The organism is Streptomyces brasiliensis (assembly GCF_014647875.1).
GTDB lineage: Bacteria > Actinomycetota > Actinomycetes > Streptomycetales > Streptomycetaceae > Streptomyces > Streptomyces brasiliensis.
The window spans coordinates 187,624-201,858 of record NZ_BMQA01000003.1; the positions used below are offsets into that span (position 1 = coordinate 187,624).

Annotated in this window: 16 protein-coding genes; 15 read left to right on the forward strand and 1 reads right to left on the reverse strand. The window is 71.0% G+C overall.

Features of this window, described 5'->3' with window-relative positions:
* Nucleotides 1–19: 19 nt before the first annotated feature.
* The 10 genes from IEZ19_RS06810 (at nt 20) to IEZ19_RS06855 (ending at nt 8,742) form a co-directional block, all read left to right on the forward strand.
* Nucleotides 20–1,492, forward strand: a complete 1,473-nt coding sequence (locus IEZ19_RS06810) for an SCO6880 family protein (protein ID WP_189310083.1) — start codon at nt 20–22, stop codon at nt 1,490–1,492.
* Between the two features lie 55 nt (nt 1,493–1,547).
* Nucleotides 1,548–2,000: a DUF6238 family protein gene (locus IEZ19_RS06815; RefSeq protein ID WP_373296925.1), complete on the forward strand. Its 453-nt coding sequence runs from the start codon at nt 1,548–1,550 to the stop codon at nt 1,998–2,000.
* A 28-nt stretch (nt 2,001–2,028) separates the two neighbouring features.
* Nucleotides 2,029–3,543 (forward strand): putative type IV secretion/conjugal transfer ATPase, encoded by a 1,515-nt coding sequence (locus IEZ19_RS06820; protein WP_189310084.1) that lies wholly within the window; start codon nt 2,029–2,031, stop codon nt 3,541–3,543.
* A gap of 333 nt (nt 3,544–3,876) precedes the next feature.
* Nucleotides 3,877–4,137: a hypothetical protein gene (locus IEZ19_RS06825; protein ID WP_189310085.1), complete on the forward strand. Its 261-nt coding sequence runs from the start codon at nt 3,877–3,879 to the stop codon at nt 4,135–4,137.
* A 105-nt stretch (nt 4,138–4,242) separates the two neighbouring features.
* Nucleotides 4,243–4,491, forward strand: a complete 249-nt coding sequence (locus tag IEZ19_RS06830) for a hypothetical protein (RefSeq protein ID WP_189310336.1) — start codon at nt 4,243–4,245, stop codon at nt 4,489–4,491.
* The gene (locus IEZ19_RS06835; RefSeq protein WP_189310086.1) at nt 4,481–5,407 is read left to right on the forward strand and encodes a hypothetical protein; all 927 of its coding nucleotides are present in this window, start codon (nt 4,481–4,483) and stop codon (nt 5,405–5,407) included. Before IEZ19_RS06830 ends, IEZ19_RS06835 begins: the two co-directional genes overlap by 11 nt.
* A 29-nt stretch (nt 5,408–5,436) precedes the next feature.
* Nucleotides 5,437–6,204 (forward strand): hypothetical protein, encoded by a 768-nt coding sequence (locus IEZ19_RS06840; RefSeq protein ID WP_189310087.1) that lies wholly within the window; start codon nt 5,437–5,439, stop codon nt 6,202–6,204.
* A gap of 84 nt (nt 6,205–6,288) precedes the next feature.
* On the forward strand, nt 6,289–7,287 hold the full coding sequence (locus IEZ19_RS06845) for a DUF8094 domain-containing protein (protein ID WP_506004996.1): 999 nt from the start codon (nt 6,289–6,291) through the stop codon (nt 7,285–7,287).
* A 141-nt stretch (nt 7,288–7,428) separates the two neighbouring features.
* Nucleotides 7,429–7,944, forward strand: a complete 516-nt coding sequence (locus IEZ19_RS06850) for a hypothetical protein (protein WP_189310089.1) — start codon at nt 7,429–7,431, stop codon at nt 7,942–7,944.
* 48 nt (nt 7,945–7,992) lie between these two features.
* Complete coding sequence (locus IEZ19_RS06855) at nt 7,993–8,742, forward strand: glycosyltransferase family 2 protein (protein WP_079088142.1); 750 nt, start codon at nt 7,993–7,995, stop codon at nt 8,740–8,742.
* 52 nt (nt 8,743–8,794) lie between these two features.
* Here IEZ19_RS06855 and IEZ19_RS06860 read toward each other — a convergent pair whose 3' ends face one another.
* A complete protein-coding gene (locus tag IEZ19_RS06860) occupies nt 8,795–9,154 on the reverse strand; it encodes a hypothetical protein (protein WP_189310090.1) in 360 nt (119 codons plus the stop codon).
* A 278-nt stretch (nt 9,155–9,432) separates the two neighbouring features.
* Here IEZ19_RS06860 and IEZ19_RS06865 point away from each other — a divergent pair, with 278 nt between their 5' ends.
* The 5 genes from IEZ19_RS06865 to IEZ19_RS06885 all read left to right on the forward strand — a co-directional run bounded on the left by IEZ19_RS06865 (nt 9,433) and on the right by IEZ19_RS06885 (nt 14,207).
* A complete protein-coding gene (locus tag IEZ19_RS06865) occupies nt 9,433–10,539 on the forward strand; it encodes a hypothetical protein (protein WP_189310091.1) in 1,107 nt (368 codons plus the stop codon).
* Nucleotides 10,540–10,576: 37 nt separating this feature from the next.
* A complete protein-coding gene (locus IEZ19_RS06870) occupies nt 10,577–11,035 on the forward strand; it encodes a hypothetical protein (RefSeq protein ID WP_189310092.1) in 459 nt (152 codons plus the stop codon).
* A complete protein-coding gene (locus IEZ19_RS06875) occupies nt 11,032–12,222 on the forward strand; it encodes a hypothetical protein (protein ID WP_189310093.1) in 1,191 nt (396 codons plus the stop codon). The genes IEZ19_RS06870 and IEZ19_RS06875 overlap by 4 nt, the downstream gene beginning before the upstream one ends.
* Before the next feature lie 962 nt (nt 12,223–13,184).
* Nucleotides 13,185–13,682 (forward strand): hypothetical protein, encoded by a 498-nt coding sequence (locus IEZ19_RS06880; RefSeq protein WP_189310094.1) that lies wholly within the window; start codon nt 13,185–13,187, stop codon nt 13,680–13,682.
* Nucleotides 13,683–13,781: 99 nt separating this feature from the next.
* A complete protein-coding gene (locus IEZ19_RS06885) occupies nt 13,782–14,207 on the forward strand; it encodes a hypothetical protein (protein ID WP_189310095.1) in 426 nt (141 codons plus the stop codon).
* Nucleotides 14,208–14,235: the final 28 nt, after the last annotated feature.

A 14,235-nucleotide genomic window follows, 5' to 3' on the forward strand; every position in this document is an offset into this window, starting at 1 on the left:
GCCTTTCAGGACCCGCCCCTTGACTGATCTCTCCGTCGCCCCGGTCACAGTGAAGTTTCCTCACCGGTCCCGCCGCGGCATCCTCCTCGGCCTCTCCCTGCCCCAACTCGTCCTTGTTTCCTGCACGCTGGCGCTGCTACTGATGACGGTGGTCTCCACCGGGCTGGTCGGCGCCGTCGCCCTGACCCCGCTGTGGGCGGCATCCGGTGCGCTCGTGGTGATCCGACGGCACGGACGCTCCCTGATCGACTGGGCGCCGGTCGTCGCCCGCTACGCACAGCGCCGACGCACCGGCCAGACGCTCTGGCTCGCCCGGCCCGTCACCCGGCCCCGGCAGGACGGCATCCTTCACCTGCCCGGCACGGCCGCCTCCCTCAAGGTGGTCACCCCCGGCGACTCCGCCAACGGCGCCGCGGCCGTGCACGACCCGCACCGGCAGACCCTGACCGCCATCGCCCGGGTCAGCAGCCGCGCCTTCGCCCTCCTCGACCCCGCCACCCAGAACCACAACGTGGGCAGCTGGGGACGCGCGCTCGCGGGCATCGCCCGCACCGGGCACATCGCCACCGTGCAGGTGCTGGAACGCACCGTTCCCGACAGCGGCGACACCCTCACCCGCCACTGGGCCCAGAACGGTCAGCCCCAGACACCGGTCGCCGGCCAGATCTACTCCGAACTGGTCGCCTCGGCCGGCCCCGCCGCCGCACCCCACGAGACCTACCTCGCCATCTCCCTCGACCTCAAAGCCGCCCGGCGGCTGATCTCGCAGGCCGGCGGCGGGCTGCCCGGGGCGTTCACCGTCATGGAGCAGACCACCGCCTCCATCGCCCAGGCGGCCCGCAACGCCGGACTGATGGTCACCGGGTGGCTGACCGCGCGGGAGATCGCAGCCGTCATCCGCACCGCCTACGACCCGGGGGCCCTCGCCGCACTCCAGCAGTGGTCCGACACCGGCCGCGCCGAGGCCGATCCCGCAGCCGCAGGTCCCGTCGTCCAGGTCGAGGAGTACGACCGCCTCGCCACCGACAGCGCACGGCACGCCACGTATTGGGTGGAGAACTGGCCCCGCACCGAGACGAACGCCGGTTTCATGCACGGCCTCATGTTCACGGCCGGCGTGCGACGCAGCCTCTCCCTCATCTACGTACCGCAGGGGCTCGAGTCCGCACTGCGGGACGTCCAGCGCAAGAAGGCCGCGATCATCGCCGACGCCAACGAGCGCGCCCGCCGCGGACAGGTCGATTCCGAAGAGGACTCCGTCGAGTACGCCGACGTCAAAACCCGCGAACGCCAGCTCATCGCCGGACACGCGGACGTCGCCCTGACCGGCCTCGTCACCGTCACCGCCGAGACCGACGCCCTCCTGGACGCCGCCTGCGCCCAGATCGAGACCCACGCCGTCACCTCGGGCGTCGACCTGCGACGGCTGAACTACCAGCAGCCCGACGCGTTCGCCGTTGCCGCACTCCCCTTGGCCCGCACCACCCTGTAGCTGCCAGTTCGCCCCCACACCCCGCTCCCGCCTCTCTGGCGGCAAGGACCTCCCATTGATCCCTCCCCGTCCCAGCGCGCCCGACGCGCACCCCTACCTTCGGGCCGCCACCGCAGGCGTCCGCCACCACGCTCGTGCCCTCAACCGTGCCGCGCCCCCGGATCGCGGGCACCTCGACACCCTGCACGCCCACCTCACCGAACTACACCGGTTCATCGACCAGTTGGCCGAGGCAGCAGGGCCCCCGCATCCTGCAGCAGGCCGCCACCTCGCCACCGCGCACACCCGCCTGTGGCAGGCCACTACCGAGCTCCACTCCGCCTTCCACCTGCTGCCCGGCAACACAGCGCAAGCAGATACCGAGACGAGCGCGTGCCATCCGGAAAGGCTGCCCGAAGGGCCGCCCGTGCTGACCATCTGCCAACGCCACCTCGCCACCGGGCACAGCATCCGGCGTAAGACCACCCCCACCGACCTCCGCCCGCACACCACGGCCTGCGTGCGATGAGCACCACCCGCAGAATCGAGGGCCTCCGATGAGCCACCGGCCCGCTCGCCGCGCCCGCCGCGCCTCCGCCAGCCCGCTTTTCACCCCCCACGGCACCGACCGGGCCAGCCGTAAGGCAGCCCGCCGCAAGCTCGCCGAAGCCACCGCCAAGGCCCGCGCCGAAGCCACCGCCCACCAGGCCGAGAACACACCAGCCGAGCACGAGATGCCCGCTCCGCTCTACCCCCCGAGCGGACGGCCCGGGCCCGCCTCCGCGCGCAACAACCGGCTGAAGCTGCCCGCCCACCGCATGACCACCGCCGTGGCCGCCGGCGCCTACCCCTTCCTCGCCGAAGGTGGGCTCGGCGCCGAGGGGATCTACATCGGCCGCGACGTCCACGCGGAAGCGTCGTTCGTCTTCGACCCGTTCGCGCTGTACGGCAAGGTCGAGGGATTCACTAACCCCAACCTCCTGCTCGCCGGAGTGATCGGCCAGGGCAAGAGCGCGCTCGCCAAGTCCTTCGCGCTGCGCTCGGTGGCCTTCGGCTACCGCGTCTACGTCCCGTGCGACCCGAAAGGCGAGTGGACGCCGGTGGCGAACGCGCTCGGCGGCCGGTCCGTCGCGCTCGGCCCCGGACTGCCCGGACGGCTGAACCCTCTGGATGCGGCCCCCCGCCCGCAGAGCGTGACGGAGGCCGACTGGGTCGGCGAGATCCGCAAACGGCGCCTGCTCCTGCTCGGCTCCCTCGCCCGGACCGTCCTGGGCCGGGACCTCATGCCCATGGAGCACACCGCCCTCGATGTCGCCCTCGACGCCGTGGTCACCCGCGCCGCCGGCACCGGCCGCACCCCGCTCCTCGGCGACGTCGCTGCCACCCTCAACAACTCCAGTGCGCTCGACGAAGCGGCTGGCATGATGTCCGGCCAGCTCGGCGACGCCGCACGCGACCTGGCCCACGCGATGCGCCGCCTCGTCTACGGTGACCTGGCCGGCATGTTCGACGCCCCCTCCACCGTCGCCTTCGACCCGCACGCGCCGATGCTCACCATCGACCTCTCTCGGCTCGGCGGATCCGGCGACGACGCCGCCCTCGTCCTGGCCATGACCTGCGCAAGTGCCTGGATGGAGTCCGCCCTCTCCGATCCGAACGGCGGCAGGCGCTGGATCGTGTACGACGAGGCGTGGCGCCTGATGCGGCACGTGGGGTTGCTGCAGCGGATGCAGGCCCAGTGGAAGCTCTCCCGTGGCCTTGGCATCGCCAACCTCATGGTGATCCACCGGCTGTCCGACCTGCTCACCGCCGGCGACGCCGGATCACAAGGCCGCGCCCTGGCCGAGGGCCTCCTCGCCGACTGCAGCACCCGGATCATCTACCGCCAGGAGACCGACCAGCTCCACGCCGCCGCCGCCCTGCTGGGCCTGACCTCTGTGGAAATGGACGCAATCGCGCACCTCAACCGGGGCCGTGGTCTGTGGAAAGTCGCTGGCAGATCCTTCATCGTCCAGCACCTGCTGCATCCCCACGAGCTGGCGCTCTTCGACACCGACGCTCGAATGCATTGAAAATGCGTCAAGTTCACGAATCCTGACAACACCCCATCGAAGGACTTTCGTATCTCCCCGCGTGACCCGGACTTCGACCTGTACGACAACGTCGGCCGCGACGCCGACCAGATCCATGCCGCCCGGTACAACCTCGCCACCCGCGGCGACCTGAAGCGGTGGGCGCGACGTGACGCGCAGCCCTTCCTCGACGCGCATCCGCTGCCGGACCAGCCCTGGCCCGCACCTGATCTCACCCCCTACCTGGACGCCCTCGCCGCGGCTCAGACTCCGGCGGAGATCGAAGCAGTCACCGACCACGTCCTGGACGCCGCCGAACCTGCACTGCGTGCCGTGAGCGACTACCTCGTCGCCGCCGCCCGGTGGCGGCGGGAGAACCGCGGTGCGGCCAAGGGATCTCCCTCAAACCTGCTGATGACGGCGGCCAGCCGGGCGCTGTCGGTCCTGGCCCTCGCTGACGAGGCCGGCCTGAGCCGGCTGCGCGCCGCCTACGACCCGGCTCCCACCCCCGCGACACCGACCGGCGGCCAGGCTGGGGCCAGCGCAGGTGTCCCGCCCGCTCCTCCGTCCCCCGGCTCCGCACCCCGTCGATAGCTCCCTTTCGGCGATTCCAGTCCCGCCGCTTCTCGCAAACGCGATCCCGAGGGACCACCCCTGTTGATCGACACGGCATCGCCACCGCCTGCACACGGAGTCCTCTTGAAAAGTCCCCCTCACCTGAACGCCACCGAATGGGCCGAATACCAACAACGCCGATCCGAAGTCGACGACCTCATGGCACAGGTCGCCGACCAGGAAGCCCAGATGGAACACGACCTGATCGCCACCCACGACGAGTACGAACTCGGCTTCAGTCAGGAGTCGCAGCCGGGCGTCGCCCCCGCTGGACGGACGCCTCCACCGCACCGATCGCCCGCCTCCTCCCGCGGGAGGAACCGTGGCCGCTGACGAAGCGAGCACCCCAGACTCCCGCCGCGTTGCGTCGCTCGCACCGCTTCCCGACCACCGCAACGTGGACACCCCGTGGTGGCAGGAGCTGTGGCGTCGCCACGCGCACATCACCACGCCGCTGCGGGCGCGCGGCCTGCAGTGCGACATCGAGTTCGGCCTCAGCGCCTACATCGTGCGCGTCTCGCTCCCCGACGACAGTTACCTGATCATCAGTCCGCCGCAGGAGCCGTCCTCCGAGCGCCCGCCCGGAGACCCCGAGGGCTGGATCGCGACGCGTGAGCACCCCGACGAGCCGTCGCTGTTCGAGGTCCTCTACGACTCGGCCCCCTCCGACGACCCCGGTGCTCCGCAGCGGCCCGAAGCCCGCCACGGCGGCAGCGCCCAGCCCCTGATCGAGGCGATCGACCACCGCCTGGCCCAGCTCGGGCTGTTGCCGGATCCCGTCTTGCCCGGCGAAAGCCCACACGTGCACTCAGCCCAGTCGTCGTCCCCGCCCCAGGCCCAGGGCGTCCCTGGCACACCGGACCGTGCTCCCGTCTACGTCTATGGCGACGCGCTGCGCGCTCTGACCGACCGGCTCAATGGAGCCGAGTCGCATGCGGATGCCGCTGCCCTGCTGCACCAGATCCTGGAGCCCACTGACGGACTGCTGGCGCAGCTCGGCGAGTTCTTCGAAGCAGCCGGGGGGAAGGCCAAGGAAGCGGAGGAGGACGACGGCTTCGACCTGTCGTACGACCTCGCCGACGCCGCCGCCGAGATCCGCAGCCTCGGAGAGGTCCTGCACGTGGCCGAGGACAGGATGCGGGCACTGACCCCGCTCGCGTCGGCACCGCGACTGCCCTCCAGCCCGGCCCGTGCACCGTCCCTTCTGCCGCGAGTGCTCCCGCCGGCGCAGCCGCGGAACGCGCGCTGACCCGGACCATCGCTTCCCTCCCGGAACACATGACCTCACCCCGCACCCACCTGGCCGCCTTCGCCGCCGGCCTTGCCGCGCGCCTGCCCGGCACCTGGACCAGCCAGTGCCACGCGCAGTACGCCGACCAGTTCCCCCGTACCGAGCAGCTCTGGGACACCGGTCACGTCGACTATGTCGTCAGCCAGTACGTCCTCACCCACGACGCCGTGCTCCACGGGCCGGCCGACCAGAGGCTGTACGTGGCCGACCGCCCCCGCTATCTGCACCAGTTCGTCGTCGCCCCGCTCGCACCCGACAGCACGCACATCAAGCCCCACCAGTTCGCCGGAGTTGAGGAACCCAACGGCATCGCCGTTCCCAAGGACCCCGCACGCGCGGCAGCACGAGTCTCCCGGCGGCTGCTGCCCCGCTACGAAGAAGCCCTGCAGGCCGTCCTCAACAACGCGGCGCACCAGCCCCAGCCACCGCACCGGCCCCAACCGCCACAGGTCGACCAGGTCCTCACGCTGACCCTCTACAGCGACGGCGCCCTCGGCGCGCCGTACGAGAGCGTGCCGGTCGATGCCCGCATGACGCTGTACGCCCACGGCTTCCAGTACCACCCGCACCAAGCAGCGTTCCTCCTGCCCACCGCCTACGGGGACACCGGTCGCGCCCTTCGCGTCCACGCCGTGGTCCAGCAACTCACCGCCCAGGGCATCGGCGTGAACCTGCGCCACTCGGCGCCCACCACCAGCGCCGCCCTTCCGCCAGCGTCAGCGAAGGCCGCGTCCCCGATCCGCCGTACGCGCTGACCCGCCCCGCCCCCAGACCTTGGAGTCTCCATCCGCATCACCCGCCGCACCCTGCCGCTGCTCGCCGGCGCCGCCTGCCTCGCCCTGGCCCTCACCGGCTGTGCCGACGACGAAACCGCTGTCGCCAAGCAGACGCCCAGCGCCAGCAGCGCGCCGCAGCCGGCACCTGCCCTCAGCGCCGCCCAGGCCCGCGCCGTCATCACCCACTACTCGCAGATCAACAACGAGGCCAACGCCGACCGCAACCGCGCCCTGCTCGACACCATCGAGGACGGCCCGCTGTATGCCATGTCCGTCTCGGACTACACCGAGACCGAGGGGCTGCCCGCGGCCGACCGCACGCCCTACAAGCCCTGGTCCTACGACACCGCCAGCGCCAAGCTGTACATCCCGCGCCTGGCCGCCGGACAGGACCGCTGGTTCGCCGCCGCGCTCTCGGACGACAGGGAAAAGGCCCCCTCGCGTCTGGCGGTGTTCGCGGAACGACCCCAGCACAAGCGCTGGGAGCTGGTCTCCGTCGTCGACCTCGACAGCCCGAAACTGCCGGACATCGCACTCGACCACGACGGGTACGCAACGGCCGTCGCCGCCGACGGCATCAAGCACCTCGCCGCCGACGTCGGCGTTTTGCGTGCCGCGGTGCTCGACAATTTCGCCACCGGCGGCACGCACACCGGGACGAAGGTCTTCACGCCGACCACGGCGAGCAAGCGGCAGATCGAGGTCCACGACAAGACCGGCACCCGTTTCGGGGACCAGGGCACCACCGTCTTCGCCGGCGCCGCCAACCGCTACACGGACGCCTACGCTCTCAAGACCGCCGACGGCGGCGCGCTGGTTCTCTTCTCCCACATGCACACGCAGACCGACGCCGTCGCGCACTCCGGCCTGCAGATCAACCCGGGCAAGGAGGACCGGGCCTGGCTCCACGACGTGTCCCGCACCTCCATCAGGTACACGTTCGTGTGCAACGACGCCGCCGCTGTCCCCGCGAAGGCCGCCCCGTCCCGGCTGATCGGCTACACGTGTGCCCGCACCGATGCCTCCGGCCCGCCGGTCTCGTCCTGGTCAGACCGCGTATAGACGCACCCGCGCGCCACCTGATGGCCGCCGAACATTTCCCGCCCCCTGCTTGCTGCGGAGAGCTCCCTGTCCACTCGCTCCTTCATCGCCCGACCCACCGTCGGCACGGGCTACACCGGCATCCACGTCCAGCTCGACGGCGTGCCCAGCCACCACCTCCCCCTCCTCCTGGCCGCCTACCAGTACAAGTTCGGACGCGACATCGAGGCCATGTGCCGGCACCTCATCGACGACGTCGCCGTCGGCTGGGACGAACTCGGCACCGATCTCCTCGACGACGCCCCGCCCGCACTAGTGACCGCGCTGACCGGCGGCGAGCACTGGCCCAGCCGAACCCTCGACCACCTGGTCACCCCGGACGGCTCGCCGCCGGTACGCATGTCGGTCACCGACGAGACCGCCGACGACCAGGACATGCAGTGGGGGTACGTCCTGCACAAGGAGGGCGTCGAGGTGATCAGCCTCCTGCACGAGGACATCGGCCCCATCGTGAGCTGGTCCATCGACCCGCGCACCGCCTTCAACGACCACCCGGCGGCCTGGTCCTCCCTCGACTCCCCGCCCGCTATCCGGGCATCGCTCAGCACGCCGACTCCGAGCGCTCCTGCCGCAGCCCCGGCGAAGGCCAGCCCCTCTCGCCCCACCGCCCGCCGCTAGCTGTCCCTCGTCTTCCCGGAGCCTTCCCTGCCCCCGCACACCACGCCCCTGATCACCGTCGTCATCGCCAGCCGCCTGCGCGAAGACCGGCTCGACTACCTGACCGCCATGCACGCGAGCCTGACCCGGCAGTCCGTGCCGTGGGAGGCCGTGATCGCACTCGACGGTGCCTCGCCCGACCGCCTGCCGGCCCCGCTCGCACAGGATGCCCGCGTTCGCACCCTGTCGCTGCCCCGGCCGGTCGGCGCCGCCTGCGCCCGCAACCTGGCCCTGAACCACGTACGCACCCCGTACACCAACTGGGCGGATGACGATGACGAGTTCACCGACGATGCGATGGCCGTACGGCTGAACACCCTGGAGTCGACCGGGGTCGGCTGGTGTGCGGGCTGGAGCGAGGACCACTACCCCGACGGCTCGACCACCCTGTGGCGCTGCCCCACGCCGCCCGGCCGGCACGAGGCCGGCGACGTGTGGACGTACTGGAAGTCGCCGGCGGACACCATCCCCATCGGGCCGACCACGATCCTCGCCCGCACCGACCTCGTGCGCGCCGCGCCGATGGGCGGCCTCGTCCAGGGCGAGGACTACTGCGCAGCCCTCGGCGTCACCGCGCTCGCGCGAGGGATCCTGCTGCCAGTGCCCGTGTACAGGTACCGCAAGTGGAACGGGCAGATGACAGCCCAGGTCGGATACGACCAGCTGGAGGTGGCGGCCCGCGAGCACGCCTGGGCGTACGGCCGCAGCCTGCGCTCCGTCCTGCACGGCGAGGACCTTCTAGGATCCGCGAATTCGTGAGCATTTCCGCGTGATCATGAGCATTGGCAACGTTCAGTAGTTGTCACTTTTCTCAAGCCCGGGTGTCAGCGCGGGCGCGGCCGACCTCCTCCTGGATGCGGTCGCGCAACCAGGGCGGCATGTCCACCGGGGCACCCTCTGCGTCAGCGAGATAGATGCAGAGTTGCCCACGCATCTCGTCCTGGCGCGGATGACCGAGAGCTTCGACGACCCGACGACCCACCTCATTGAGATCTTGGTGTGGAGCATCCACGTCCGACTGGTCATAGAACATGTGCAGGCCGGGAACACCGGGCAGGGGTCGAGTCACCTTCGGCCCCGCATCCCCGACAATCCGGCTCTCGGCGTCCCAGTACCGGATGAAGCGCAGGTTGTACGCGCTAACGACGGCCACCATCGCCAGGTCGCTCATACCCAATCTCCTGCCTCGCAAGGGAGTTTGGACTCTAGCCGCCGCGCCGACCCGCTGGGCCGAGAGCGACCTGGTCCACCAGCGTCAAGGCCGACCCTGGTTACCGGAACCAACGTTCACCGCGGCCATTAGTACCTCACTCGCCGTTACCTATCCGAGCTAGGAGAACCACCGATTGCTCAATTTCCACCTACAGCGCCACTGCTCACTGCGTGCGGATTTCGATGTTTCCGCGGGAGCCCGTGCTCACGAAGTCGCGCTCCCTACAGACCTGGTCCATGGCTGAGGCGCAGATCATCCTGACGCACAGCCGGGAGTCCGGGATCGTCGCCATCGCCTCGGGCGAGCAGTACCCCTGGGCGCACACCGCCCTCGCGGAGAACGGCTTCCAGCGGGACGACGACGGCGTCTGGCACCTGCCCGCGGACGGCACCAAGACCACCGTGGTCGACCTGATCAGGTGCGCGAAGCGGCACCGCACCAGCGTGCACACGAGCAGCCGCCGGTTCATCGGCGACGCCGCCCGCGACCTCACGCGCCTCCTGCCCGGCCAGTGGCGCGCCTCGGTCGAGATCTACTCGCACCCCGCCTGGCAGGAAGACCTCGTCCCCTGGATCTGGGACAGCGGCGAACTCGGCCGCGCCGTCCAGAGCGAGCGAATCCCCTACGCCGCGCTCCTCACCGACGCGGTGCAGGGCACCACGCTGCTGTTCATCGAACGCCCCGGCCGTCAACTCAACTACCTGGTAGGGGCCTTCTCGCCCGAGGGGCTGGAAGGGGGCTACGGCGATCCCCACGCCCCGCGCAGCATCGTCTTGCCGCCGTTTGCCGGACGGGCTGCCCAGGCCCTCACCGGCCGGTACCTCCCCGCCTACGAGCAGGCCGTCCACGCCCGCCAGACGGCGGCCATCGCCGCTGTACTCGGGGACATCCGCTGCGAGCACGACACCTGGCAGGCCATGAACGCCTCCGGCCGCTACAGCGACGCCACCCCGCTGAGCGCCGCCGCTCCCGGCGCCGCGACGGAGTTGTTCCTCGACCACGCCTGGCGCCGTTTCCTGACCGTCGTCGACCACGCCCCGGCGCTGCTCGACCGGTGCCGACCCGCGAGCAGCCCGTGGCCCGACGACGCCGTGGCCCTCTCCCGTCTGGCCGACGCCGTGACCGATGCCGAGACCCTGGTCGACGAGATCGTCCACGGCGGTTTCGTGCCGGAGCAGGAGCGCCGAGCACGCGCGTGGCCGGCCATCGAGACCTGGCTCACCGACGGCGAAACGTTCTTGCGTCAGGCCCGCATCAGCGCACCCCACCGCCGCCCGGCCCTGCCCGTCGCCGCGCCGGCCCGCCCCCTCACCGCGGCCCGGCCCGCGCACCGCGGCCCCTGACCCTTCCGCCCCACGCCCCGAGGAGAACACCGCCCCCTTGCAACCCGGCACCCACTTCGCCTTCGGCGACCACGAGGAACACGGCTTCGTCGCCTCCTTCACCGCCTCTATGCCCGCGCACCTCGCCCACTGGTACCTGGAGCGCGAGCAGTTCGAGCCCGTTCCCCAAGAACCCGGCCTGTACCGGCTCAGCGAGCCCGAGCGCGACGGAGTCCGCCGCACCCGCCAAGCCGTCCACGACCTGCGCCGCCAGGGCTACACCGTGCAGGCCGACATCCGCCTTGACCCGTCCCTCTCGGCTGGCCCGCCACGCCCCGCCCGGCCGAATGGCCTGCAGGAGCGCCGCAGCCGTCTCGCCCAGGCCGCCGCCGGCCGGACGACGCAGCGCTCTACACCTCCCACCACCTCCCCGCCGGCGGCCCGGCCGATCCCGCCGAAGCCCACCTACGCTCCGACCGTCCATCTGACGGCCGCGACCGGCGGGCGGTCCCGATGACACCCGCGAGCCGTCCGGCCCCCGACGGCCCCTTGCCGACCGCTCCCGAACTGGCCAACGCGGCACGCGACTTCCGTTTGCGGATGGCGGTCATCGACCGCGAGACCGAGGCCGCGCTCGATATGACACGCGACCGCTACGGCCGTACCGTCCACGCGGGCGCCGCGGCAGCCGCGCGAGCCCATCGCGACAAGGCCGCGGTGGAGGCGTACGCCGCCCACCTCGCCCCGCACGCCGAGGCTCTCCTGGATGCCGCCCGCCTGGTGCTCGATGAGCTGCCACCCGCTCGGCACCTGGCCGGGTGGCGGGCCGTCCTGGACGGCCTGGCCGCCTCGGCCGCCGAGATCCGCCGGGCGCTCGACCGGCCGGCCGCCCCCGGTTCCCCGGCCGAGCGCGCTCAGCATGCGGCCCTGTGGCCGCACCTGGCCGCCTGGGCGGACCACGGCTCCCTTGCCAGCAACCTCGCCGACCAGCAGGGCGGCCAGCACCACAAGGCTCCGCTGACCGACGAGGAACAGCAGATGTGGACCGAAAGGGCCCAGGCCGCGCAAAGGCGCGGCGAGCTGGAGCTGACCGAGTCGTGGTACGCCGCCGACGGGCAGCCGATCACCCTCGCCTATTTGGTCGAGGATGACGACTCGACGGTGGTCGCGCTGCGCGGCGATCCGGACGCATCGGGCTGGCAGGTTGTCGGGCACTACGCCCACGAGTACGAGGCGGGCAAGGTGCTGCCCGCTCCGGTTCCGCCCGGCGTGCTGCGCCCGGACGTCTCCCGGTTCAACCGCCCGGCACAGGTCCCGGATGTGTTGCTGCAGGACCTCATCCGCGATGTCGTCGAAGGCCAGACCGCCGGTGACGCCTCCAATGCGCTTCTCAGCGCTGTCCAGCGCGGCTATGACGCCGGCCCGATGATCCGCCTGCAGGAGCTCCTAGAGACCAGCGGCCAGTTCGCCAGCGCCCTGGAGACCGTGCAGGGCCGCCAGATCGCCGCCCGCCTGGCAGCGCTGAGCCGGCAGATCGAGTTCCTCACCCGCGAAGTCGAAGAGGCGGCCGAGGACCTCGGCGCGACCGTCGCCGTCCTGCCCCCGCACCGCACCCCCGTGCTGCGCGCCCGTCCGCGCCCCGCCGTGGACACCACACCGCCCACGCCGCCACCCCGCGCCAGCACCCCCGCCCGACACCGCTAAGCCCATGTCTTGCATGGTCTTTACGAACACAAGCCTACGGAGTAGTACGCGATTGTCCTTGCCCTCGCAGAATACGAGCACGATCGTGAGCTGTCTTGAGCGCCCACGGCCTGGGGGCGGCCATGCCGGCCGCCCCGGAACAACGGCTACTGCTGGCGCTTACTGACGTGTGACACGGCGGTCATGCCGGCGCCGTAGGTGAAGGCAAGGACGGCACCGCCAGAAGCGACGGCGGTGAGGGCAGGCTGCCGCAGAACAGCGGAGCCGATCCCGGCGACCAGCCCAGCGATGACGGATACCAGAGCAACGACGACAACGTGATACACGCGGTGGTCACAGGTAGAAGTGGTGGCAGACAAGTAGGGCCCTCCCGTACTCCGTCGGAGCGCCGTCACCTGAATCAGGGCAGAGTGCAGCCTGCGCTGGATTCACGTCACAGCGTCGCCGCCCAGCGGGCGTCGCGATAGGGAAGCGCCGGCCAGGCGCGCCTATCGCTCCTCGGATGGAGCGCCGTAGCGGTTGGCCATCATCACCGATGCACCATGCCTTTCAAGGATCTCGTCAACCACGTCCATTGTGGTCAACCCCACTGACACCCAGGCAAGTTGGTGACCGCTTCGGGGGAGCCCAAGCTCCGATCTGCAGTGACCCGCACTTACCTGGTTTTCACGCGCGAAGCCTCGTTGCAGGCACACCTTTCCTGGTGGCCGGGCTCCCTGGCCAAGCGTCCCGCCCGCCGCGCCGCCCTCGCGGATACCTCGCCAAGCAGCCGCTCGCCGGCCCGGCGCTCCCTGGCACCGGCGCGGCCTTCGCTCTCACTGTCCTTCTCGCCGCGCGCCGACGTCTGGGCCCCGCGGGCAGTCGCGGTGCGGCTGGCGCCGGTTCCTGCTCCGTGGCCGGTACACGACGCCCTGATCAGGGCGCAACCCCACTACTTCCAACCCCTTTGAGGAGATCGAATTATGGCCGTGCGTACGCACTGGACCGTGGAGCACGCCTGCTCCCACCGAGTGGATCACGACCTGTCCAATCGCCCTGCCGACAAGCGGGCCGGCTTCGCCCGCTGGCTCGCGTCGAAGGACTGCACCGACTGCTGGAAGACGGCGCGCGACCCCGACTCCGCGTCCAAGGAGGAGTGGCTCGCGGCCAAGCGGGCCGAGGAGCAGCAGGCAGCCCTCGCGTGGGCGAAGCAGTTCGACATGCCGCAGTTGAAGGGCCCGGAGAGGGCCCTGGACTGGGGTGAGCGCTCCCGCCACCAGCTGATGACATCCGCGCACACCGCGCTCGTCGTCGAGGGCACGTGGGACGAGGCGGACTGGGCGGAGTTGGAGGAGAAGGCCCGCACCATCACCCGTCCCGGATGGTGGATCGACCAGCGCGACGCCGAAGGCACTGACCTGCTCGAACTCCTCGACGCAGCCGATGAGGCGGACCGCGAGACGGAGAACCCGTTCCGCTGACGGCGGGGCAACATAGCCGGAGAACGCCGGTTAGCCAAACCGGCGTTCCTCCGGACTATTGATGCTCCCACCCCGCCAGCATCTGCGTGGAAGGAACTCATGTCCCAGCCCCCGCCCACCTCGGCGTTCGCACCGACGCCCGACCCGCTCACCCCCGATCGGGACATCACTCACGCCCACTTCCAGGCCGGTGACACCGTCGTCGTCCTGAAGGGGATGGCCGGCGGCGAACCGTGGGGCGATGCGATGCGCGTCGTGGCCCCGTCCTGGCACACCCCGACCGACGAGGACGGCTGGCGGCTGCGTGATGCGACCGGCGGCGCCCAGTCCTACGTCACCGCCCACCCCCGCTACCTCGTGCACCTCTCGCGCCGCTGCCCGGACTGCCTGATCTACCTGCGGGCCATGGAGGATGCTCTCCTTACGCGGTTCGCCGACCGTGACGAGCTGATCGACTGCGGCTGGTACACCACCACCGCCCTGGGCCAGCTCGTGCACATCGCGGACATCCGGGGCGGCCGATGACTTCCTCCATGCACCGCCCCGGCCGCAC

Coding starts and splice junctions, on each gene's coding strand:
- IEZ19_RS06875 (WP_189310093.1), top strand. CDS start 11,032: ATGACACCCGCGAGCCGTCCGGCCCCCGACGGCCCCTTGCCGACCGCT.
- IEZ19_RS06840 (WP_189310087.1), top strand. CDS start 5,437: ATGACCTCACCCCGCACCCACCTGGCCGCCTTCGCCGCCGGCCTTGCC.
- IEZ19_RS06880 (WP_189310094.1), top strand. CDS start 13,185: ATGGCCGTGCGTACGCACTGGACCGTGGAGCACGCCTGCTCCCACCGA.
- IEZ19_RS06820 (WP_189310084.1), top strand. CDS start 2,029: ATGAGCCACCGGCCCGCTCGCCGCGCCCGCCGCGCCTCCGCCAGCCCG.
- IEZ19_RS06885 (WP_189310095.1), top strand. CDS start 13,782: ATGTCCCAGCCCCCGCCCACCTCGGCGTTCGCACCGACGCCCGACCCG.
- IEZ19_RS06860 (WP_189310090.1), bottom strand. CDS start 9,154: ATGAGCGACCTGGCGATGGTGGCCGTCGTTAGCGCGTACAACCTGCGC.
- IEZ19_RS06865 (WP_189310091.1), top strand. CDS start 9,433: ATGGCTGAGGCGCAGATCATCCTGACGCACAGCCGGGAGTCCGGGATC.